The following is a 22877-nucleotide window of genomic DNA, read 5'->3' as shown; positions in this document are numbered from 1 at the left end:
AATGAAGGAGATGCAGGGAGTTATATGAGTAGCTTTATGGTCTTTAAAATCGTCAGTACTTAGGCATTGTTTTTTAATGCCTTAGTACTGCTACGATTTTAACGAAGCGAGAGCGTCCATAAAATGCTCATATAACCCCTGCATCTCCCCAATCCCTACCGGGAAACCAACAACCTACCGGCATCACAGCGAAGCCACGGTACCAGCAATACTACCGGACGTCCAAGCCCACTGGAGGTTGTAACCACCGCAGCGGCCGTCAACGTCAAGGAGTTCTCCTACTACGAAAAGCCCGTCGTGATCTTTCACCGTCATGTCATCCCTGATATCTCCTAGGCTCACTCCACCTGATGTTACCTGCGATGCCTGATATCCATAGCTATCTGCAAGCTTAAGCTTAAAATTCCTGTAACTATCAAAGATACTCATTACCATACTCTCTGAAATATTCTTCATCTTCATTGAGCGTCCCATCTTCATCTTCCTGATAATAAGATCATTTATATAGCTATTATGAAAACCATTTAAAAACTCTTCTAATGTCCTGTCATCCCTTAACTGTAACATCTCTTTGCAAAGTGAAAGATAGTCATCCTCGTCATAATCCGCAAAGAAATTAATTGAAACAGTTATAGGTTTCTTATCCTCAACAAACTTTATGATCTTGCTACTAGCCTGCATTACAGGAATTCCAGATATTCCATCCTTAGTTAGCTGTAATTCTCCATATTCTTTTGCAATCTCTTCATTACCAAGATAAAAACTTATTTCGGCTGTTGACCTAACTCCTGCCTCTGGAAGTATCTCACCCTCCTCGCATTTAAATCCCACAAGTGCTGGATGAGTGTCCTTAATGGTCATGCCAAGCTTCTGACATATATAATAGCCATCTCCCGTGGACATAGTACTCTTGGCACCAGATAAAGAGCCAATTGCCACAATAACCCTATCTGCAAAGTAATAGTTTTTGGAAGTCACCACTTTGTAAATATGGTCATCCTTATTCTCCTCTATAGACTTGACCTGCTCACCAAATATAATGTTTACGCCAAGTCTTTTAAGTTCATTTTCAAAAGCTGAAACTACAGTGCTAGCCTGTCCAGAAATTGGATATAGATATCCATCTTCACTTTTAATGATAATGCCTAAGGATTTAAAGAAATTTATAACATCTAATACACCATAAACAGATAACCACTGCTTCATTCTATTTTCAGCAGCAGGATTATACATCTTTTCACTCATATCAAGGTTTGACAGATTACATCTGCCATTTCCTGTCATAGAGAGCTTTTTACCAAGCTGAGTATTCTTTTCAATGATGGTTACTTCTGCACCATTTCTTGCAGCATAGATAGCTGCGCACATACCTGCAGCACCACCACCTGCAACAATAATCTTTCTACCCAATTTTATTCCTCATAATAATCTCTTGAATTTCTTGGAACAAATCCATTATATACAAATCCAAAAGGAATTTTCCTAAGTGAATTCCTATTTAACTCGCCTAAAAATACCATAGCAAAAAGGTATCCAAAATAAAATACAACAAAGCATATGATCAAGGTTAAGATATCACCTACAAGATTTATGAACAGTTTGTTTATCAAGAAGATCACAAATCCTGCAACAGCTGCGGCAAATAAAGGTTTAGCAAAATTCTTGGCAAAGTTAAACCTGTATTTGAGCATCTTCTTAAGCACATAGAATGAGCTTAAACAGTAGAATATAACTGATACAAGTGTTGCAAGCATCAGGCCATATACACCAAGCTTAAGAAGAAGTGTAAGGGCTATAAGAAGTGCCACATGAACACCCCATGAAAGAGCAAGGCATACTGTTGTAAGGATCGTCTTGCCCATGTGATTTAAAAGCCATGATAAAAACATAGCTACAGCACCAAATACAATCAAAGGACTTCCAATCCTAATGAGCATGCTGGACATCTCTACATCCTTGCCAAATAGTGCGATCTCCAATGTCTGTGCCATAACAAAAACAAAGATCATAACAGGAATAACAAGCTTAAGACTAGTGGATGCAAGATCATCAAGTCTATCTCTTGCGCCCTCTATCTCATCTCTTTCTATTCTAGCCATAACTCTGTTCCATGGTCTGATAAATGGAACACAGCAAAGTAAAATGCAGGTAACAATGATAGGTACTGCTCTTCCGGCATATATTCCCATAAGAGTCTGAAAATCTAGCTCAGTTTCTGCTTTTTGGTGTGTTATCACAAAAAATATCTGATCAACAAGGACTAAAAGAGCTGGGCTAATATATAAGAGAACTATTGATCTGATGCTTGTAAGTACATCATTCTTGTTATCAAGGTATCTAGGTGCACCTTCTTTTACTATCTCTTCTATCTCTGCCCTTCTCAAGGTAAAGCTGATAAGGATCTGTAACAGACCGCCAAGGCTGCCAAGAAGGATTCCAAGGAGCATGCCAGCTGAGCCATATACTGCACTAAGTTCAGATATATGAAAAAGGTCATTTACCTTAAGTCCATACTTGTATAAAAGAAGTGACAGGAATATTCCTGAAACAAATGAAATAACGGCTATTATAAGGTCTGATATCACGATTGGCTTGGTATATCCAATCCCCTGAAGATAGCCTCTCAAAACGCCTTGTATGCATAATACAAGGGATGTAATTCCGACCATGATGCATGCAAAGTTGCCTCTGCTAGAGCCAAATAACTTCTCAGAAAGGAAAAAGCTACCAATAAGGATCATAGCCATTACTACGATACCGGAAATAATAAATATCCTAAAGGACTTTTTCATATTGGCCTCAGCATTTAAAAACTGAGATCTTCTAGCTCTTACGCGAACCATAACCCATACAGACTTTTGCACTGCCAAAACAAATATCAGGTACAAAATATAAAAAACAGATAACGGACCAGCCAAAAAGCCTGCTCCCTTATCCCCATATATTCTAAGTCCGCATATGCTGTAAACCATCATTATGATAATAGACCAATATACAGCAGCTGTTAGTATATCTGGTCTGATTCTCTTTTCCTCAAAATACTGCTTCATACCGCTCTCCCAAAGCTCAACCTCTAGTAATACCTAGCTTGTCTAAAATGTCTTTCTGCTTCTTTTCCATTACAGCAGCTTCGTCTTCTTCCATGTGGTCATAACCGCACAGATGGAGCATACTATGAGCAACCAAAAAAGCAAACTCCCTCATCTGGCTATGTCCATACTCAAGAGCCTGAGAACGAACTCTAGCTTCATTTATGACAATATCTCCAAATATGATATTACCTGTGTCAGGATTAAGCAGGTCAACGTTCTGTTCCCCATCTATTACAGAAAAGTCACCTGGCTCATCATAGCTCACATTTGGAAAAGAAAGAACATCAGTAGGTCTGTCAATCCCTCTGAAATCTCTGTTCATTTCATGAATGCCCTCATCATCTGTAATGATAAGGCTTATCTCAACCTCATGTTTGCAGCCTTCAGAATCAAGTACTGCCTGTGATACCTTTTTTGCAATTTCCTCTATATCAAAGTCAAAGGAAGCATTTACTTCATTATCTACGTAAAAAACCATAGTATAGCTTCTCCTTTTTAAGTAATTTTCTCATCTGATCAAGTTCCCTGAAGGTGATGGCATAATCCATAAGCTCACCATCCTGGATCTTTTTATCTATAATCTTATCAATTAGCTTATCATAGTCAATATCAGCATCAGAGTTCTTGTTCAAAAGATACATGATAGATGCGATAACTGTCTCAGACAGCTGAACAGTAAGTGCTTCTTTTGATTTAACCTTACCCTTTTGAGGCTCCATATATTCCTTGAGAAATTCGATAGCCTCTATTGGGAAGTTGTTCTCAGTATAGTAATGCTCTACGTCATTCCATTTAAGGCTTCCATCAAGAACACCAATCCTGTGATAATATGAGCAAGCCTTAACAGCTCTTGCATTAAACCCAAGCCCAAGAGCAAGTCTCTCAGCTAGATATGCTGTATGGATAGCCCTAAAATACTCGTCCTTATTCTTCTCTTTTAACTGTGCCAAAAGAGAAAACTCCGCATCATTTATCTCCATATACATATCATTGGACCTTCTGATGACGTAAACGCCAAACATGTTAAGGAAGATCAAAAGAATGATCAGATTAAGCATCAGGTTAAGGATTGGCAGGATCAAAATGTTGATAGACAAGGTCCTATTGAGGAAAAGAACATTGAAAGCTATCAAAAGAACTGCTTGAGTTACAAGAGAAATGAACACAGGAAATCCAATTGATGTGTTCTCTTTGAGATCTCTGAACATAGCTACTGCAACGCAGCCTGCAAGAACATACATGAAGAGCTCGCCATAATTACCATTTTCTTCGAGCATGACAGATATAGTAGCAAAGCCAACGCCTGATACTATAGCGATCTCGCTATTTGAGAAAAGAGACATCATTACAAATAAAGACATGTATGGCCAGAACTCATTTGGAATAAGTGCAAACACGCAAGAAAGGATAAGTACCACAAGATATATGATCATGAATCTGCTTTTCTTGTCGTAATTATCATAAGATAGACCACTTCTACCTCTAGTAAAGGCATCAAGTAGCATAAAGATAATTGTTCCGGAAATAATAAGGGAAACGATCACATTTCTAAGTATAGCTTCATAGCTCTTTCCCATGAAAAAAGAAAAAGCAAAAACAATTACGCCTGTTAAACAAAAAAGCGCGCCATATATGAATTTGATCATAACAGAAGACTTTTCTGTTTCCATCCTCATCTTCTCTCCAATTTCTTTATAGATTTATTTCTCTGTTTATTAGCAGCCTTCTTTTCGTAGTCTTCATATGCTTTAACGATCTTCTGTACAAGAGGATGTCTGACAACATCGCTGCTTGTAAGAGTGCAGAACTCGATATCATCGATTCCTTTGAGAACGCCCTGCGCGATATCAAGACCTGACTTAACATCAGGTGCAAGGTCCTTCTGAGAAGCATCACCTGTGATGATGACCTTAGAACCAAAGCCAATTCTGGTAAGGAACATCTTCATCTGAGCAGGTGTTGTATTCTGAGCTTCATCAAGGATAATGAACGCGTTGTCCAAGGTTCTACCACGCATATATGCAAGTGGTGCAACCTCAATAAGTCCTTTTTCCATATTTTTGATGAAGTTCTCTGTGCCCATGATCTGATAAAGAGCATCATATAATGGTCTAAGATATGGATCCACCTTACTCTGAAGATCTCCAGGCAGAAAGCCAAGCTTTTCACCAGCTTCTATAGCAGGTCTTGTGAGAATGATCCTGCTAACCTCTTCTCTCTGGAAGGCTGTGATAGCCATAGCCATTGCAAGGTATGTTTTACCAGTACCTGCTGGACCAAGACCAAATACTATCATCTTATTTCTGATAGCATCAATGTACTTCTTTTGTCCTAGAGTCTTTGGTTTTATAGGCTTGCCTGAAATTGTATGACAGATAACATCTCTATCTATATCTACTAAGACGTTATCATTTTGAATATTATTCTTTTTGTCATCTCCCTTTAATGAGATGGCATAATCAACGCTCTGCTCTTCGATATTAGAACCTCTTCTTGATAACTGAACAAGCTCTCTTAAAATGCCTGAAGCCTTGGTAGCTCCGGCTTTGTCCCCAATAATATGAAGCTCACCGTTTCTATCTATGATCTCAACATGAAAGCTATCTTCGATCTTTCTGATATAACTGTCATTGCCGCCAAAAATATTGCGCTGATCTTCTGCTGATAAAGTAAGTTTTAATTCTGTAATCTCGCTCATATAAAACCCTTACTTATGGTAAGGCTCCCCACTTAATATTTTGTATCCTCTATAAATCTGCTCAAGGAGTATAACTCTCATCATCTGATGAGGAAAAGTCATATCAGAAAAGCTAAGTTCTGAATCCGCCACATCCATAACGCTCTGATGAAGTCCTAGAGAACCTCCAATAATAAACTGGATATGATTGATTCCATTTACGCCCTGCTTAGAGATAAACTCAGAAAAGTCTTCTGACGTATATCTTTTTCCTTTGATAGCAAGTACGCATTTACAAGCGCCTGGATCTACGTGCTTCAAGATCCTGTCTGCTTCTTTTTTCTTTATCTGTTCACAAACAGCTTCTGGAGCATTATCAGGAGTCTTTTCATCTGCAACCTCGATTATATTGAGCTTACAGTATCTTGATAATCTCTTAGAATACTCCGCTATTGCATCGTTCCAATATTTCTCTTTAATTTTACCAACACAGATTATTGAAATAGTACTCATATTACTTTGCTACAGATCCGCCTGTTATCATGCCATCGATACCGTTATTCTGGCTTCCCTCAGATGTCATGTAGTAGTATGACTTAGTTTCTTCTCTTTCATACAATACAGGAATCTTTCCGTTTTTATCCTTTGTAGTGTTCATGACCTGTTCCCAGTTACCATCAGTGCACTTGCCATACCACTCTGTTGAATTATTGTCCTTATCAACTGAAATGATATACATATCTCCATTGTATTTGCCATCCTTAAAGCTTCCGATAGCATTCTGAAGATAAAAATCCTGCTTGTTCATATATTCAGGATTGTAGTCGAAGTGCTCTTGTCCCTCACCATTTGGAAGGTCAGATGCCCATGAACCAGTGTAAAGGTGCTCAGTTACAACATATCTACTATATGAAGGATAAAATGCTACCCAAGTTCCCTGGCCGCTTCTAACTCCATCAGCCCACTCTCCATAGTAATACTGGTCATTGGCATATACAGCTATGCCTTTACCATTTGGCCTACCTTCAGCATTTGTTTCACCATAATAGTAAAAGAAATCTGTACCACCAAGCTGATATGACATTACTTCAAAGCGCTCGAGATGCGCAAGATCTCTTACCGCTTCCATATTGCCATCTTCCCAATATGTCATCATCTCTTTAAGCTGAGAATTCTTGTCAAAGGTAAGACCATTGTATACGTCTCTAAGAACTGCAGCTTTAGTCTCATAAAAGCTGTTACCAGAAACACTGCCTGCTACAGAATCCACATACTCTGAATATAACATCACTTCAGATGAACCAGAAGTGGATGCGCTATCTGCACTATCTGCACTTGAAGCCAGAATAGCACTATCATCTACATTTCCTGCGCCCTCATCTGAAAAGCTCGCATAATCTGTAATATTCTCAGAAAGCTTCGCATCATCATCTACTGTATCCTTTTTGGTAGTAACTGCCAAAAAGATCACTAAGATCAAAAGAATTACTGAAACAATTCCTGCTGTTATCGCTACTTTAATTTTCTCGTTGTTGTCCATTTAAGTATCTCCAATTAAAATCTTTATAATTATAACATAGTTAAAGCACCTATTCTTATAATACTTCCTAAATCTTAAGATTTACCTACGAAATTTCTTAAGATTTTTTGTAGAAAAAAAGTCTGGTCACATGGACCAGACTTTTGTGCTTTATAAAGATCATTTATTTGAAAGATACTCATCAATACCCTTTGCAGCAGCTTTACCAGCACCCATAGCAAGGATAACTGTTGCAGCTCCTGTAACAGCATCTCCACCAGCAAATACGCCAGGCTTTGATGTCTGACCTGTAGCTTCCTCAGCTACGATACATTTTCTGCGGTTGATCTCAAGTCCCTTTGTTGTTGAAGAAATAAGTGGGTTAGGTGATGTTCCAAGTGACATGATAACTGCATCACACTCAATCTCAAACTCAGAACCAGGAACCTCAACTGGGCTTCTTCTTCCTGACTCATCAGGCTCACCAAGCTCCATTCTGATGCAAGTGATACCTGTTACCCAGCCGTTTTCATCAGCATGGATCTCAACAGGGTTTGTGAGAAGATCAAAAATGATCCCTTCTTCCTTTGCATGTCCAACTTCTTCTTTACGTGCAGGAAGCTCTTCCTCACCACGTCTATATACAACATGAACTTCTGCTCCAAGTCTAAGAGCTGTTCTTGCTGCGTCCATAGCAACGTTACCGCCACCAACTACAACACACTTCTTTGGTCTCATGATAGGTGTACGTGAATTCTCATCAAAGGCCTTCATAAGATTGCTTCTTGTAAGGAACTCATTTGCTGAGAACACGCCCATAGCCTGCTCACCAGGAATATTCATGAATCTTGGAAGTCCAGCACCTGATCCAACGAAGACAGCTTCAAAGCCTTCTTTTTCCATAAGATCATCAATAGTAACTGACTTACCGATAACAACGTCTGTCTCAAGCTTAACGCCAAGAGATTTAACGTTCTCGATTTCTTTTTTAACTACTGCATCCTTAGGAAGACGGAATTCAGGAATACCATAAACAAGTACTCCGCCTGCCTCATGAAGAGCTTCAAAGATTGTTACATCATAGCCCATCTTTGCAAGGTCTCCTGCACATGTAAGACCAGAAGGACCTGAACCGATAACTGCAACCTTCTTGCCTTTCTTTTCCTTAGCTCCCTCAGGTAAGATACCCATTTCTCTTGCTGTATCAGCAACATATCTCTCAAGCTTACCAATAGAAACGGCGTCGCCCTTGATTCCTCTTACGCACTTTCCTTCACACTGGCTTTCCTGAGGACAAACACGTCCACATACAGCTGGAAGAGCACTTGACTTACTGATTGTCTGATAAGCTCCCTCAACATCACCAACTTTAACCTGCTGTATGAAAGCTGGGATATCGATTGATACAGGGCATCCCTGTACACACTGTGGGTTCTTACAGTTAAGACATCTTAATGCCTCTTTTTCTGCTTCTTCTTTGTTATATCCAAGGCATACTTCTTTGAAGTTAGTAGCACGCACTTTAGCATCCTGCTCACGAACAGGAACTCTTACAAATCCATCCATCTGTTTTTCTCCTATCTGTTTCGCTTACCTTAGTCACAATTTCCGCATCCGCCGTGGTGAGTATCACCTTCCTGAGCTTTAAGAAGAAGTCTGCCCTCTTCTGTCTTGTAAAGCTTCATACGGTTCATAGCCTGATCAAAGTCAACCTTATGTCCGTCAAACTCAGGTCCGTCAACGCAAGCGAATTTAACCTGTCCATCAACAGTTAAACGGCAAGCTCCGCACATTCCTGTTCCATCTACCATTATAGGGTTCATACTTACAACTGTAGGAATACCAAGTTCCTGTGTAAGTTTGCATACAAATTTCATCATGATCATTGGTCCAATAGCTACGCAGTGATCATATTTGTTGCCTTCATCCCAAAGATCCTGAAGAGCCTTAGTAACCATACCGCTTCTGCCATATGATCCGTCATCAGTTGTAACATGAAGGTTACATACTTTCTTAAATCTATCCTCTAAGATTACAAGGTCTTTAGTCTTGGCACCGATGATAACATCACAATCTACGCCATGTTCCTTGAGCCATTTAGCCTGAGGATATACTGGAGCTGTTCCAACACCACCAGCGATGAATACGATCTTCTTTTTCTTTAGATCTTCAATGCTCTCTTCGCAAAGATCTGAAGGCTTTCCAAGAGGACCAACCACATCTGCAAGATGATCTCCAGCCTTTAACTTTGAAAGTAAATGAGTCTCTGCACCGATTGCCTGAACAACAATCTCAACAGTTCCCTTTTCTCTGTCATAATCACAGATAGTAAGAGGAATTCTCTCTCCCTCTTCATCAACACGTATAATGAGAAACTGTCCTGGTAAACACGCCTCTGCCACACGTGGAGCTTCAACGATCATCTGATAAATGTTCGTAGTGAGCTCATTAGCCTCTAAAATCTTGAACATAGTCATCCTCCTACAAAAAATGTAATTACCTAGTACATGATAAATGATAAAAATAAAAATTTCAATTCATAATTTAAATTGGTAAAGTGTTAAATTGTTTTTATCTGTTAGAAATGGTTATGAGCGTATATTTGCCACTTGAGTCATAGCCAAGTCTATTAACTGTGCCATCATGGGTATTAACGGCATACATAAGGCCTGTAGGTGTCGACTTACCATCATTAGAAACATGATTCTCGATGATGACATAATATTCACCTGCACCCTGAATCTCTATCTCAGAGTTATATATGTATTCGTTATGTCCCTCTACGCCTCTTACTTTACCTGAAGCATCCAATAAGATATCAAGCCTTACAAGGGTACTTACAAGGCTATTAACAGCCTGCTCGGTAGATACAAGTCTTGTAAATACAAGATGATAATCTCTTTCCACTATCTCACTTGAATTGCCATCCTGATCAAAAGTAGCAAACTTAAAATGAGAAGTTCCAACTGGCATAGTAATAGGTGAAATATACTGTTTGGACTCCATAGTAGGGTCGCTTCCATCTGTAGTATAGAAAATAGTGTATCCTTGCTCTGCCACAGCAACTATCATGGTGTTCTGATTATAATCACCGCTTGGCTCCATGATCTCAGGCGCTACAGGAGCACCTTTTTCAAGAACATAGTTGCATTCAGTAACAGTACTAAAGATTCCATAGTCGTTGACGCAGGCAGCCTTAATATTGTATTCTCCATCAGTTTCGATAGCTATCTCGCCTTCGTATAGAATACTTTCGGTGGTTGGTACATCACCATTTACTGTGTAGTAAATTGGATTATTCTGATTATCACTTGTGATTATCTTGATCTGAACAATTCCCTCATATGTGCCGCTTTCAGGTAGCATGATAGGACTACTAGGCACGTACTTGGCTCTTAAGTCTGCTACTATTTTGTTATCAGTATCTGATAAGACTTCAGTTATCTTGTCAAACTCACCAGTCTGCTTGTAGATCGAAATAATGCCTTCATAAGCTGTGATCACTATATCATCAGCAAACTTATCAGAAGAGGTAATAGTCTTTAAAGTCTCAACTGCTTCATCTGGTTTCTCAGCTTCCATGTAATAATCAGAAAGTCTGAATATGATCTCGGAATTAGCAGGATTTTCTGTCATGCCGCGCTTTAAATACCCTATCGCCTGTTCCATATCACCTGAAGCTTTGGCACTCTCAGCTAGGCCCATATAATAGTTTGATGATCTGTCATTATAGGAAGCCAAAAAGACAACAAAAAGCACAAGACCAATAACTGCTACAACTCCAATAGCCGCAGCTCTCCAGTGAGCTTTGATGATGCTAAAGAAATTATGGATCTTTTCTTTTCTCAAAAGTTTCTTTCTGGCATCTTTGTTAAGCTCATCAGCTAGTCCTGACAAACTGATATTTATTTCATTTTCAACTTCAGGCTCAAAATCTGGGACAATGTTTATCTCTGTTCCGCAGTCGTCACAGTACATATGTCCTTCAGGTATATTTTTGCCACAGTTTGGACATTTCATAGGACCAAATCCTCTTAGGAATTCATATGCATGATCGCAGCCTCGTAACAATTGTTCATGAGCATAGCAATGGTCATAGGACCTACGCCGCCAGGAACAGGTGTTATTGCGCTAGCAATCTCTGATACCTCATCAAATTTAACATCTCCGCAAAGCTTACCATCCTCGCCTCTATTGATGCCTACATCAATTACAACCGCGCCTGGTTTGACGTGATCTTTTGTGATCATGCCAGCCTTTCCAACAGCTGCGATCAGGATATCTGCTCTCTTACAAACTTCTTCAAGATCCTTAGTTCTTGAGTGAGCTATTGTTACAGTAGCATTTTCTTTAAGCATCAAAAGAGCCATTGGCTTGCCAACAATATTGGATCTGCCAACGATCACACACTCTTTGCCGGAAATGTCAAAGTCATCAACGCCTCTTTTAAGAAGCTGTATAACTCCAGCTGGAGTGCAGGATACAAAGCCCTTATCTCCAACGCAAAGAGCACCAACGTTCATAGGATGGAAACCGTCTACATCCTTATCAGGACTGATCGCAAGAGTAACCTTTTTTTCATCAATATGTTTTGGAAGAGGCATCTGAACAAGGATTCCATCTACATCCTTTCTGCCATTTAATTCATCAATAAGCTTAAGGAGTTCTTCCTCTGTAGTATCTTCAGGAAGTTCATAGGACAAAGACCTGTAGCCAATATACTCACATGCTCTTTTCTTGTTACGTACATATACCTGTGAGGCAGGATCAGCGCCCACAAGAATAACTGCAAGAGTTACTTCTATGCCTTTTTCTTTCAAAAGAGCTGTCTTTTCTTTAAGCTCATCCTTGATCTGTCCTGATATTAATTTTCCATCTATAATCTGAGCGCTCATAATTAACCTTTCATTTTAGAACAATCCTGTAATCTTTCCAGATGCATCTACATCGATGTCGTATGCTGCAGGATGCTTTGGAAGTCCTGGCATTGTCATGATAGTACCTGTAAGAGCTACTACAAATCCAGCGCCTGCTGATACATAGGCTTCTCTAACAGTGATCTTATAATCCTTTGGTCTACCAAGAAGCGATGGATCATCAGAAAGAGAATACTGAGTCTTGGCCATGCATACTGGAAGATTGCCAAAGCCCATTTCTTCAATCTTGGAAAGCTGCTTGCTTGCAGGTCCTGTGAATATTACGCCATCAGCACCATAAATCTTAGTAGCAACTGTTTCGATCTTCTCTTTAAGAGAAAGATTATCCGGATAAATTGGAGCATAGTTACTTGGCTTATTTTCGATAGTATCGATAACTGCCTTAGCAAGATCCTCTCCACCGGCTCCACCTTTTTCCCAAACTTCTGAAAGAGCAAATCTGCAGCCCCTCTCCTCACAGAACTTCTTAACGAAGTCTTTTTCAGCTTCTGTATCTGTAATAAATGCATTAAGTGTTACAACAACTGGAACACCATACTGCTGAATATTCTCGATATGCTTCTCAAGGTTAACGATACCCTTCTTCAGAGCTTCAAGGTTTTCATTTGAAAGCTCTGTCTTAGGAATACCACCGTTATACTTAAGAGCTCTGATAGTTGCTACAAGTACAACAGCGTCAGGCTTAAGCCCTGCAATACGGCACTTGATATCAAGGAACTTCTCAGCTCCAAGGTCAGCACCAAATCCAGCCTCAGTTACTGTATAATCAGCAATTCCAAGAGCTGTCTTTGTTGCTCTAACAGAGTTACATCCGTGAGCGATATTGGCAAATGGTCCGCCGTGCACGATAACTGGTGTATGCTCAAGGGTCTGTACAAGGTTAGGCTTGATAGCATCCTTTAAAAGAGCTGCCATAGCACCGACTGCCTGAAGGTCACCTGCAGTTACAGGCTCTCCCTTAAAGTTATAAGCAACTATGATCTTTGAAAGTCTCTTTTTGAGATCATCCATATCACTTGCAAGGCAAAGGATTGCCATGATCTCAGAAGCTACTGTAATAACAAAGTGGTCTTCTCTTGGAACACCGTCAGCCTTTGCACCAAGACCTACTACGATATTTCTAAGAGCTCTGTCATTCATATCTTCAGCTCTTTTCCAGATGATCTGTCTAGTGTCGATCTGAAGTTCGTTGCCCTGCTGAATATGATTATCCAAAAGAGCTGCTAAAAGGTTATTAGCAGAAGTGATAGCGTGGAAATCACCAGTAAAATGAAGGTTAAGGTCTTCCATAGGAACAACCTGAGCGTATCCGCCGCCAGCTGCACCACCCTTAATACCAAAGCATGGTCCAAGGGAAGGTTCTCTAAGAGCGATCACTGTCTTGTATCCAAATCTGTTGAGTGCATCGCCAAGACCTACGCTTGTTGTGGTCTTTCCTTCTCCTGCTGGAGTTGGGTTAATAGCTGTAACAAGAATAAGTTTTCCTTTCTTGTTGCTTTCAGCTTTTTTGAGGTATTCTTCTGTAAGTTTTGCCTTATATTTGCCATAGAATTCAAGATCATCTTCCTGAATACCTATAGAACCTGCTACATCTCTGATATGAAGCATCTTTGCTTCCTGTGCGATCTCGATATCACTTTTTACTGCCATTTACTCTCCTCCTAACATCTCCTCAAACTGTTCCATTGTCATAAGTATCTTTCTTGGCTTGGTGCCTTCTTCATCACCTACGACACCTGCTTCGCAGAGCTGGTCCATGATTCTGGCTGCTCTGTTAAAGCCAATCTTGAATACTCGTTGAAGCATTCCAATAGATGCCTTTTCTTTCTCGATGATGAATCTGCCTGCTTCAGCAAAATACTCATCCCTATCAGACCCTGGGTCACCGCTTGCGCTGCCTGATCCCGAGAAGCTCTGGAAGTTTTGGATCTGCTTCTCGATCTCTTCGCCATAACCTGTATCAATGTCCTGATTTCTAAGGAAATCAGTAACATCCTGAACCTCTTTGTCAGATACAAATGCGCCTTGGACTCTGGCTGGCTTGGTGTATCCCTGAGGGTAAAATAGCATATCTCCTTTACCAAGAAGCTTCTCAGCACCGTTGATATCAAGGATTGTTCTTGAATCAACACCACTTGATACTGCAAAGGCAACTCGGCTTGGCATGTTAGCCTTGATAAGACCTGTGATAACGTCAACGGAAGGTCTCTGTGTGGCAATAATAAGATGAATTCCAGCAGCTCTTGCCAGCTGTGTAAGTCTACAGATAGCATCTTCAACTTCACTGGCAGAAACCATCATAAGATCAGCAAGCTCGTCTACGATAACAACTATCTGAGGCATTACTGACATTTCTGGATCATCGCTCTTTTCAGCGAGCTTATTGTATCCCTTAAGATCTCTAACTCCTGCTTCTGCAAACTTCTTGTATCTGTTTGTCATCTCTGCAACTGCCCAGTTAAGAGCTGCAGCAGCCTTCTTAGGATCTGTGACAACAGGAATCATCAGATGAGGAATTCCGTTATAAACACTAAGCTCAACGATCTTAGGATCGATCATGATCATCTGAACTTCTTCTGGCTTAGCCTTGTAGATGATACTCATGATGATGGTATTGATACATACAGACTTACCAGAACCTGTAGCACCAGCTATGAGAAGGTGAGGCATCTTGGCAATATCAGTAACAACAGTCTTACCAGCAATATCCTTACCAACTGCAAAGGCAAGCTTTGATGAAAACTCTTTGTATTCCTTTGATTCAATAAGGTCTCTAAAGGCAACCATCTGGTTTTCTTTATTTGGAACTTCGATACCAACTGCAGCTTTACCAGGAATAGGAGCCTCAATTCTGATATCCTTGGCAGCAAGATTCATCTTGATATCATCAGCAAGTCCAACGATCTTGTTGACTCTAACGCCTGCCTCTGGCTGAAGCTCAAATCTTGTAACAGAAGGTCCCTGACTAATATCAGTAACAGTTACGTTAACTCCAAAGGTCTTTAGTGTCTCCTGAAGCTTAAGTGCTGTCTCTTTAAGTTGCCTTGCTGAATCAGAGTTCTTGTTCTTCTCACCCTTTTCAAGAAGAGTTACAGGTGGAAAAACGTACTTCTTTGGAAGTGACTTTTTGTGCTTCTCTATTTCTTTTTCCATGCCTGGACTAGTTGTAACTGGACCAGATGCATTTATTACGTGACTTGATGTTGTAGCAGTTGAAGAAATCTTGGATGAAGCTGAAGGGCTTCTTGAAATATGCTCCTGAGCGTGAATAGAATACTCACCATTCATGCCATTTCCGATATCCTCTGCGTGAATAGGTACATCAGGAAGTATATCCTCTTCTATCTCTTCCTTTGGAGCTGTTGCTACAAGCTTGCCGGATGTAGGAAGCTGAATTGGCTCTTCAAAAGGAACCTCTTCATGTTCAAAGCTAGGAGTGATCTCCTCCATATCATCACTTGCATAGTCTTCTTCATATGGCTCGTCATAACCCATGCCATGGATGACAGGCTCTGTTCTAAGGACTCTCTGTCCATCAGGCTCAATATCAGTCTCAATTCCCTTATTGAGTGTGATCTCATGAATATCATCATGAAATTCATCTTCATCAGGAATAAATACGTTTTTCTTAACTGATTCCTTTTCATCGTGGATCTTGATATCTTCAGAAGAATCTTCCTCAGGGTCGTCTTCCTTAAGGGTTGTATCAAGGCTTACGCCTCGTACATTCTTTTCCATTCGAAGGATCTTGGCATCTTCCTTCTGCTCTATCATAAGGCGCTTTTCTTCTTCAATCTCAGCGCGTCTTTGTTCCATCTTTTCTCTGCGCTTCTCAGCAAAGTCTCTATAATTGGCTGCATCCTCTCTGGTGCGCTCAATGATCTTTTTGCCGCCCTTTTTAAGGCCTCCCACAAAGGACTGCTCTGTAAATACAACTACGCTTGCAATACCGATCACCAAAAGAAGCAAAGCTGTACCAGCAAATGACAAGTACTTATAAAGAAAATATGCCAAAGTACCAGCAAAGAAACCACCACCATTTCTGGCAGTTCTAGCCTGATCAAAGATATATGGAATATCATAACTAGTAAGATTCTGAGGTCTTCCTGTAATAAGGTCAGCTATGATACCAATTACCAAAAAGATAACGATTCCAGAAACTATCTTGCGAATGGATGCGCTATTACCAAAGTTTGCAATACCAATTACAACTGCACCAAGCATGATAAGTGGTGCCACATAAGCTGTGATACCGAATAATCCAAATAAAATACTGCTAACAGCGTTGCCAAAGTCGCCGCAAATTCCAAAATTACATAAAAACAGGAAAATAGTCAGAGCGATCATTACGATCACGATAAGCTCACTCTTAAGAGAATAATCAAACTCCTCATCCTGCCTTGGGACAGGTCTTGAAGCACTTCTGCTCCTTGATCTAGAGCTCGCTCTATTAGAATTATTTGACTTTTTTCTCCCCTTTGTTTGTTGTGCCATGTCTTCCCCTTATTTCATACAAAATCCTTATAAGTATACCATTTTCTGTGTGTTTATGCTATACTATCAACTGATTTTAACTATGAGAACTTAAGCAGTTTTGGGTATTAAGTTTTATATGTTATGACCAAAAACTTCATTGCGAAAATAATCGAATAGGAGAAAAAAATGGAATTTAAACAGGAATTAGAAACTGGCACATTTAAAATGGTCGGAACAACTGAGACCACTCTTAAAATAAAAGATGTAGCAAGCAAATGTCGTCTTGTTAAAACAGACAACGGCGTTAAGGTTGAGCTTGCTTATACTGGTCCTAATGCCAGCAAATATCTTCAGTATGTTGAAAAGCACAGAGAAGAGCTTACCAAGTATCTTATGAATCCAGATGAGGCTGATCTTTATGAGTGGCTTGAAACATCTCACCAGACAGCCGAGACACTTAAAAAGCATGAGAAAGAAAAGCTCATCCTCTATGTTAACTTTGATCCTGATACACACAAAATGCTTACAGGAATCGCTGATGAGAACATCACTCTTAAACTTGGCTCTCCACTTATGGAGGTTAACATCAATGAAGTTACTAGAGATGAATTCAAGCTCAGCATCTACAATATGCTTCTTTTAGCTGATGAGATCGCTGTAATGATGGGTAATCACGATCTTCGTAAGATGGCTAACATCCAGATCGTTAAGACATACCTTTCTGAGATCTATGATAAGTTCCACGACAGTGCAAACTAATAACTTTTGATCAAAAAAAACCTGAGATCATATGATCTCAGGTTTTATTTTTGTCTTATTCTACTGTTACGCTCTTTGCAAGGTTTCTTGGCTTATCAACGTCAAGACCTCTAGCAACAGATACATAATATCCAAGAAGCTGAAGTGGAATAACAGCAAGTGAACCAATGAAGTGCTTGTCCATCTTTGGAACATAAGTTACAAAGTCTGCTGTATCTTCTATCTCATATCTTCCATATGGTGCAAGTCCCATAAGGAATGCTCCTCTTGACTTACACTCAACCATGTTAGAGATTGTCTTCTCATAGAGGTTATCCTGGCAAAGGATACCAATTACAAGTGTACCATCCTCAATAAGGCTGATAGTGCCGTGCTTGAGCTCACCAGCAGCGTATGCCTCTGAATGGATGTAAGAGATCTCTTTCATCTTAAGGCTTCCCTCAAGGCCGATAGCATAGTCGATACCTCTTCCGATGAAGAAGATATCCTTTGAGTTAGCAATCTTAGAAGCAAACCACTGAAGTCTCTCTTTATCATCAAGAATCTTCTGAATGCACTCAGGGATTCTCTCTATTTCTGAAATATAGTTCTCATACTCTTTCTGCCCAAGCTTTCCTCTTACAAATGCAAACTGAAGAGCAAGAAGGTATGTAACTACAAGCTGACAGCTGTAAGCCTTGGTTGTAGCAACTGAAATCTCAGGTCCAGCAAGTGTATATAATACATAATCAGCTTCACGAGCAATAGAAGAACCAACTACATTTACGATGGCGAGAGTCTTAACACCTCTCTCCTTGGCCTCACGAAGAGCTGCAAGTGTATCAGCTGTCTCACCTGACTGAGAAATAACAATTACAAGTGTGTTCTTGTCAAGGATAGGTCCTCTGTATCTAAACTCAGAAGCAAGCTCTACTCTTACTGGAATGCCGCTAAGCTCCTCAAATACATACTGAGCTGCCATTCCTACGTGCCATGCTGAACCGCAAGCTACGATAGTGATGTTTGAAATATCCTTGATAGTCTCATCATCAAGCTCGATCTTGGAAAGGTCGATTGCCTTGTTTGATACAAGTGAACCAATTGTATTCTTGATAGCTGTTGGCTGCTCGTGGATTTCCTTCATCATGAAGTGCTCAAATCCGCCTCTTTCAGCAGCCTCTGCAGAGAACTTGATCTCTACAAGCTCTTTCTCAATGATATCACCGTTAAGGTCATAGAACTCAGCCTTACCAGGCATGAGTCTAGCCATCTCATTATTACCAATATAGTAAACGTTTCTGGTGTGATTGAGGATAGCTGGTACGTCAGATGCAACAAATGTCTCATCTCCAGATGTACCGATGATCATTGGGCTATCTTTTCTTGCAACATAGATCTCATCTGGATAATCTGCAAACATAACCTCTAATGCATATGATCCACGAACTCTGACCATAGTCTTAGCAAGAGCATCGATAGGTCCAACCTTATACTTCTTGTAGTAATAGTCTACAAGCTTGATAGCAACCTCAGTATCTGTATCACTATAGAACTGATATCCGTTCTTAAGGAGCTTTTCTTTAAGTTCCTGATAGTTCTCGATGATACCATTATGTACACCAACAACCTCAGACTCAACAGTACCTGAAGCTGAACCTGTGCAGTTACCTGATACATGAGGATGTGCATTGATCTGTGAAGGACCACCGTGTGTAGCCCATCTTGTATGACCAATACCGCAGCATCCAACTACGCTCTTGCCATTGTCAGTCTTCTCTTCAAGGTTCTTAAGTCTTCCGACTGCCTTAACTACCTCTGCCTTGTTGCTACCATCTCTAACAGCAATACCAGCAGAATCATATCCTCTATATTCTAGTTTTGAAAGTCCCTCAAGCAGTATAGGAGCTGCCTGATGCTTACCTATAAATCCTACTATTCCGCACATAAAAATTCCTTTCTTTAGGGATTTTTGTAAAATCAACTTTTCTAATAATAAAACGAAAGACTAAAAAAGGCAAATCCTTTACGAATTTGCCTTTGCTACAAACAAGGTTCCTACCTTCTTCTTTTCGATGATATCATACAGTTTTTCTGGATTTTTACCATTTGTCACAAGTACATCTATGCCATGGCTTGTGGCATATTCTGCAGCTTCTAATTTTGTGATCATACCACCTGTACCTCTATTTGAACCAGAACCTGAAGCTATGCTCTTAAGTTCAGTGGTGATCTCTTCTACTCTGCTAATAAGCTTGGCATTTGGATCAGTATTAGGATTGCCATCATAAAGTCCATCTATATCTGAGAAGATAATAAGCTTGCAAGCATTGCAGAACACAGCAACAAAGGCTGATAACATATCATTATCCGAAAAGAGCTTTTTCTCTGATTCGATCTCTGCATGACTTACAGAGTCATTTTCATTAACAATAGGGATAATATGATTTTCTAAAAGAGCTTCAAATGTATTCTTAAGATTCTCTGACCTTGTAGGATCTGCAATATCCTCATTATCAAGAAGGATCTGACCTACCATCCTGCCGTATTCCCCAAAAAACTTATCATAAAGGTGCATAAGCTCAGTCTGACCTACTGCAGCTGCAGCCTGCTTCATCCTTATTTCTTTAGGCTTTTGAGCAAGTCTCATCTTACCAGCTCCAACTGCTATTGCACCAGAAGAAACAAGCACAAGATCATATCCCATATTCTCAACACCAGAAAGGGCCCTGCAAAGATGGTCTAAAGCTCTGATGTCAACGTTTCCTTCGCTATTAGTGATGGTTGATGTTCCAACCTTAACAACAATCCTTTTCTTACTAATGCTCATAATTTACCCCTTTAACTCGTTAAATTACTTTTTATATTATATCTAATAAAGGAATTTAGCAATAGACAAGAAAAAGCGACGAACAATAAGTTCGCCGCTTCGTGTCATAGTGGATTAGGCGGGAGTCGAACCCGCGTCCAAAAATTCATCCCCTGTACTTCTACTATCGTAGTCAATTATTCTGAAGTTCTGCACTTCCGTTCCCTCCTGCCTGCGGTAATTGACAACTACAAACAGGAAGTAGCTTCATGATACGACCATAGCCGCAAAGCTTAAGCTATGTCGTTTCCTACAAAGTTTGATGCCAGTTACTAAATGTGTAGGTGCACTTAGGCTGACATGCTGCACTTAGGCAGCGTAAGCTAAATTATCGTTAGCGTTTAATTTTAATTTGAGGTTTGACGCACCGTCCTGCGGATAGCTTCTCCAGCTTCAAAATCCCTGTCGAAACCTTTACTAACCCATATTTAATTGTTATGCCCCTTTAAGGTGCTTACTTAGTATATCGTTAAAAGCCCAAAAAAACAATATACCAGCAGTTTAGTTTTTAGATTATTTTTCCAAAATATAGCAATAAATGAGAATAACTTAGTAGTATTTCGTTTGTTTATAAAACTCGCAGATACTATGATGATTATGGGGATTACATCTATGGAGGTATAGTGTATGAATAAACTAGTTTACTCAGTCTACATCATTATGCCACTGATTCTTTTGTGGCATAGCAAATTCTATGGAAAGGGCAAATTTAATGATGAGTTCTTGTCTCTTGAACAGACCAAGGCTCTTCAAGGATTCCTTGCCCTTTGCATCATGCTCCATCACATTGGTCAAAAGACCTGCGCATCATGGCTTACACCAAAGACAAGGATCATACATGGTCTCGATCTTTTTGAGCCTATGGGCTTTATGTATGTAGCAGTATTTCTTTTCTTTAATGGATATGGCGTTTATAAGAGCTTCCATTCAAAGGATAATTACCTTAAAGGCTTTATCAAAAGAAGAATATTGCCTGTAGTTTTAGCTCTTTATACAACTACTATCATCTTCTTTATTGCAAGACTTATATTAGGCGAAAAGATGGATGGAAAGCTTGTATTCTTTTATCTTACAAGCATCAAGCTCTGCAATCCAAATACCTGGTATGTTATAGTTCTTCCATTTTTCTACCTGGCATTTTATCTGGCATTTAAGTTCATCAAAAAAGATGGCCTTGCAGTAGCTGCTGTTACTACCTTTGTGCTTCTCTATATGTTTGGATCTTGTTATCTTTTGCACAACGATTTCTGGATTCGGGGCGAATGGTGGTATAACTGTGTTCATCTATTCCCTATTGGTATCATCTTTGCAAAGTTTGAAAGTAAGATAATTGCTCACGTTAAGAAATTCTATTATATCTACCTTGCTGTATTTGTACTTGGCGTATATCCAGCTTACCGCTTTTCAAAGTTTGTACTTATGTTCCACGGCTACTACATGGAGTTCCTACCAGATTACCCATATCACAAGATGATAGGTCTTTCTTCAGAAATGCTTGTTACATTTGTATTTACTATGGCTGTCCTTCTCGTAGGAATGAAGCTCAAGATTGGTAATAAGTTCCTTGCATTTATGGGCACCATAACTCTTGAATTTTACCTTATTCACGGCATCTTCGTTGAGATGTTTGACCATCAGTTTTGTAGCGTAATCAAATCACCATTTCCTATCAAGAACGTATTTCTTTATGTAGTCCTTGTATTTATCTTAGGAATCCCCTCAGCCGTACTACTAAAGAAGCTCCACACCTTGATCTTAGGACTTGGAAAAAGAACTGAAGATTCCAAAAACAAAAAGATAGCATAAAACAAGGGACAGGTGATGAGCCTGTCCCATTTCTTTATCTTAAGCTAACTTTATAGTCTCTAAGTGCTTCTCTTTGCTGGTCTTTCTTGGCCATATCAGCCCTCTTATCATAGAGCTTTTTACCTTTAGCAAGTCCCACTTCAACCTTTACTTTACCATTTTTGAAATACACTTCAAGAGGAACAAGGGTATAGCCCTGAACCTGCTTTTGCTGTTCAAGCTTTCTGATCTCAGCCTTGTGTAAAAGAAGTCTCTTAACTCTAAGAGGGTCCTTATTAAAGATATTGCCCTTCTCATATGGGCTTACATTCATGCCCATGATAAAGGCTTCTCCCTTATCAATGCTGATCCAAGCCTCTTTAATACTGCACTTTCCCTGTCTTATAGACTTAACCTCAGTTCCAAAGAGCTCTATTCCAGCTTCATATTTCTCTTCTATGAAGTAGTCGTGATATGCTTTTTTGTTATTAGCTACAAGCTTTCTAGCCTTGTTATCTTCTGCCATATTACACCTTTATACTAATTATTTTCTCTTTCTGCCTTTACCCTGGGCGCTTCTAGCAGCCTTACTTGTGGCAGATTTCTTATACTTATGAACCTTATAAACCTTGCGTGTAGATTTCTTTTCAGAATCACTACTTCCTGATCTCTTACCTCTTTTTGAAGTAGAAAGCTTATCAGACTTACTTCGCTTTTTCCTGAATCCTCCCGTTACAGAGTCAGGTTCGTACTCAGATAAGTCTATCATCTCTCCGTTATATTCTAC

Annotated in this window: 18 protein-coding genes and 1 other RNA gene; 2 read left to right on the top strand and 17 right to left on the bottom strand. The window is 39.7% G+C overall.

What is annotated here, in order from left to right:
* Positions 1-183 precede the first annotated feature (183 nt).
* The 13 genes from BLS24_RS05120 to BLS24_RS05060 form a co-directional block, all read right to left on the bottom strand.
* Entirely contained in the window at positions 184-1410 is a 1227-nt protein-coding gene (locus tag BLS24_RS05120; protein WP_091756765.1) for an aminoacetone oxidase family FAD-binding enzyme, read from the bottom strand.
* Positions 1411-1412: 2 nt separating this feature from the next.
* On the bottom strand, positions 1413-3050 hold the full coding sequence (locus BLS24_RS05115; RefSeq protein WP_091756763.1) for an MATE family efflux transporter: 1638 nt from the start codon (positions 3048-3050) through the stop codon (positions 1413-1415).
* Positions 3051-3066: 16 nt separating this feature from the next.
* Positions 3067-3570, bottom strand: a complete 504-nt coding sequence (gene ybeY, locus BLS24_RS05110) for an rRNA maturation RNase YbeY (RefSeq protein ID WP_091756760.1) — start codon at positions 3568-3570, stop codon at positions 3067-3069.
* Positions 3551-4762, bottom strand: a complete 1212-nt coding sequence (locus tag BLS24_RS05105; RefSeq protein ID WP_143015142.1) for a hypothetical protein — start codon at positions 4760-4762, stop codon at positions 3551-3553. Before BLS24_RS05105 ends, ybeY begins: the two co-directional genes overlap by 20 nt.
* 2 nt (positions 4763-4764) lie before the next feature.
* Positions 4765-5790, bottom strand: a complete 1026-nt coding sequence (locus tag BLS24_RS05100) for a PhoH family protein (RefSeq protein ID WP_091756756.1) — start codon at positions 5788-5790, stop codon at positions 4765-4767.
* 9 nt (positions 5791-5799) lie between these two features.
* The gene (gene rlmH / locus BLS24_RS05095) at positions 5800-6282 is read right to left on the bottom strand and encodes a 23S rRNA (pseudouridine(1915)-N(3))-methyltransferase RlmH (protein WP_091756754.1); all 483 of its coding nucleotides are present in this window, start codon (positions 6280-6282) and stop codon (positions 5800-5802) included.
* 1 nt (position 6283) lies between these two features.
* Positions 6284-7309 (bottom strand): MORN repeat-containing protein, encoded by a 1026-nt coding sequence (locus BLS24_RS05090; RefSeq protein WP_091756752.1) that lies wholly within the window; start codon positions 7307-7309, stop codon positions 6284-6286.
* 159 nt (positions 7310-7468) lie between these two features.
* Positions 7469-8854: an NADPH-dependent glutamate synthase gene (gene gltA, locus BLS24_RS05085; RefSeq protein ID WP_091756750.1), complete on the bottom strand. Its 1386-nt coding sequence runs from the start codon at positions 8852-8854 to the stop codon at positions 7469-7471.
* Between the two features lie 29 nt (positions 8855-8883).
* A complete protein-coding gene (locus tag BLS24_RS05080) occupies positions 8884-9759 on the bottom strand; it encodes a sulfide/dihydroorotate dehydrogenase-like FAD/NAD-binding protein (RefSeq protein ID WP_091756748.1) in 876 nt (291 codons plus the stop codon).
* A gap of 100 nt (positions 9760-9859) precedes the next feature.
* Complete coding sequence (locus BLS24_RS05075; protein WP_091756746.1) at positions 9860-11308, bottom strand: chitobiase/beta-hexosaminidase C-terminal domain-containing protein; 1449 nt, start codon at positions 11306-11308, stop codon at positions 9860-9862.
* A 14-nt stretch (positions 11309-11322) separates the two neighbouring features.
* The gene (gene folD, locus BLS24_RS05070; protein WP_091756745.1) at positions 11323-12183 is read right to left on the bottom strand and encodes a bifunctional methylenetetrahydrofolate dehydrogenase/methenyltetrahydrofolate cyclohydrolase FolD; all 861 of its coding nucleotides are present in this window, start codon (positions 12181-12183) and stop codon (positions 11323-11325) included.
* A gap of 15 nt (positions 12184-12198) precedes the next feature.
* On the bottom strand, positions 12199-13875 hold the full coding sequence (locus BLS24_RS05065; RefSeq protein ID WP_091756743.1) for a formate--tetrahydrofolate ligase: 1677 nt from the start codon (positions 13873-13875) through the stop codon (positions 12199-12201).
* Positions 13876-16719, bottom strand: a complete 2844-nt coding sequence (locus BLS24_RS05060; RefSeq protein ID WP_091756741.1) for an FtsK/SpoIIIE family DNA translocase — start codon at positions 16717-16719, stop codon at positions 13876-13878.
* A gap of 168 nt (positions 16720-16887) precedes the next feature.
* On the opposite strand from BLS24_RS05060, the gene BLS24_RS05055 reads away from it, so the two are divergent.
* Positions 16888-17460 carry a hypothetical protein gene (locus BLS24_RS05055; RefSeq protein ID WP_091756740.1) on the top strand — a complete coding sequence of 191 codons (573 nt, stop codon included), beginning with the start codon at positions 16888-16890 and terminating at the stop codon, positions 17458-17460.
* A 55-nt stretch (positions 17461-17515) separates the two neighbouring features.
* Here the strand turns inward: BLS24_RS05055 and glmS are convergent, their stop codons facing one another.
* From glmS to ssrA, 3 genes are all read right to left on the bottom strand, one after another.
* Positions 17516-19384 carry a glutamine--fructose-6-phosphate transaminase (isomerizing) gene (glmS, locus tag BLS24_RS05050; protein WP_091756738.1) on the bottom strand — a complete coding sequence of 623 codons (1869 nt, stop codon included), beginning with the start codon at positions 19382-19384 and terminating at the stop codon, positions 17516-17518.
* A gap of 78 nt (positions 19385-19462) precedes the next feature.
* The gene (gene proB / locus BLS24_RS05045; RefSeq protein WP_091756736.1) at positions 19463-20266 is read right to left on the bottom strand and encodes a glutamate 5-kinase; all 804 of its coding nucleotides are present in this window, start codon (positions 20264-20266) and stop codon (positions 19463-19465) included.
* Positions 20267-20373: 107 nt separating this feature from the next.
* Positions 20374-20729, bottom strand: a transfer-messenger RNA (tmRNA) gene (ssrA, locus tag BLS24_RS05040).
* 203 nt (positions 20730-20932) lie between these two features.
* Here ssrA and BLS24_RS05035 point away from each other — a divergent pair.
* Positions 20933-22111 carry an acyltransferase family protein gene (locus BLS24_RS05035; RefSeq protein ID WP_091756734.1) on the top strand — a complete coding sequence of 393 codons (1179 nt, stop codon included), beginning with the start codon at positions 20933-20935 and terminating at the stop codon, positions 22109-22111.
* 34 nt (positions 22112-22145) lie between these two features.
* Here BLS24_RS05035 and smpB read toward each other — a convergent pair whose 3' ends face one another.
* Positions 22146-22616 (bottom strand): SsrA-binding protein SmpB, encoded by a 471-nt coding sequence (gene smpB / locus BLS24_RS05030; protein WP_071176215.1) that lies wholly within the window; start codon positions 22614-22616, stop codon positions 22146-22148.
* Positions 22617-22877 lie beyond the last annotated feature (261 nt).

It is taken from the genome of Butyrivibrio sp. INlla18 (assembly GCF_900103635.1).
GTDB lineage: Bacteria > Bacillota > Clostridia > Lachnospirales > Lachnospiraceae > Butyrivibrio.
Note: the sequence above shows the minus strand (reverse complement) of the source record. Positions and strands in the feature narration are given on the sequence as shown.

Bases quoted from the DNA above. Each gene is read 5' to 3' on its own strand.
- BLS24_RS05100 (WP_091756756.1), bottom strand. From the start codon at position 5,790: ATGAGCGAGATTACAGAATTAAAACTTACTTTATCAGCAGAAGATCAG.
- BLS24_RS05115 (WP_091756763.1), bottom strand. From the start codon at position 3,050: ATGAAGCAGTATTTTGAGGAAAAGAGAATCAGACCAGATATACTAACA.
- rlmH (WP_091756754.1), bottom strand. From the start codon at position 6,282: ATGAGTACTATTTCAATAATCTGTGTTGGTAAAATTAAAGAGAAATAT.
- folD (WP_091756745.1), bottom strand. From the start codon at position 12,183: ATGAGCGCTCAGATTATAGATGGAAAATTAATATCAGGACAGATCAAG.
- gltA (WP_091756750.1), bottom strand. From the start codon at position 8,854: ATGGATGGATTTGTAAGAGTTCCTGTTCGTGAGCAGGATGCTAAAGTG.
- BLS24_RS05060 (WP_091756741.1), bottom strand. From the start codon at position 16,719: ATGGCACAACAAACAAAGGGGAGAAAAAAGTCAAATAATTCTAATAGA.
- BLS24_RS05080 (WP_091756748.1), bottom strand. From the start codon at position 9,759: ATGTTCAAGATTTTAGAGGCTAATGAGCTCACTACGAACATTTATCAG.
- proB (WP_091756736.1), bottom strand. From the start codon at position 20,266: ATGAGCATTAGTAAGAAAAGGATTGTTGTTAAGGTTGGAACATCAACC.
- glmS (WP_091756738.1), bottom strand. From the start codon at position 19,384: ATGTGCGGAATAGTAGGATTTATAGGTAAGCATCAGGCAGCTCCTATA.
- BLS24_RS05065 (WP_091756743.1), bottom strand. From the start codon at position 13,875: ATGGCAGTAAAAAGTGATATCGAGATCGCACAGGAAGCAAAGATGCTT.
- ybeY (WP_091756760.1), bottom strand. From the start codon at position 3,570: ATGGTTTTTTACGTAGATAATGAAGTAAATGCTTCCTTTGACTTTGAT.
- BLS24_RS05090 (WP_091756752.1), bottom strand. From the start codon at position 7,309: ATGGACAACAACGAGAAAATTAAAGTAGCGATAACAGCAGGAATTGTT.
- BLS24_RS05075 (WP_091756746.1), bottom strand. From the start codon at position 11,308: ATGAAATGTCCAAACTGTGGCAAAAATATACCTGAAGGACATATGTAC.
- BLS24_RS05035 (WP_091756734.1), top strand. From the start codon at position 20,933: ATGAATAAACTAGTTTACTCAGTCTACATCATTATGCCACTGATTCTT.
- BLS24_RS05055 (WP_091756740.1), top strand. From the start codon at position 16,888: ATGGAATTTAAACAGGAATTAGAAACTGGCACATTTAAAATGGTCGGA.
- smpB (WP_071176215.1), bottom strand. From the start codon at position 22,616: ATGGCAGAAGATAACAAGGCTAGAAAGCTTGTAGCTAATAACAAAAAA.
- BLS24_RS05105 (WP_143015142.1), bottom strand. From the start codon at position 4,762: ATGGAAACAGAAAAGTCTTCTGTTATGATCAAATTCATATATGGCGCG.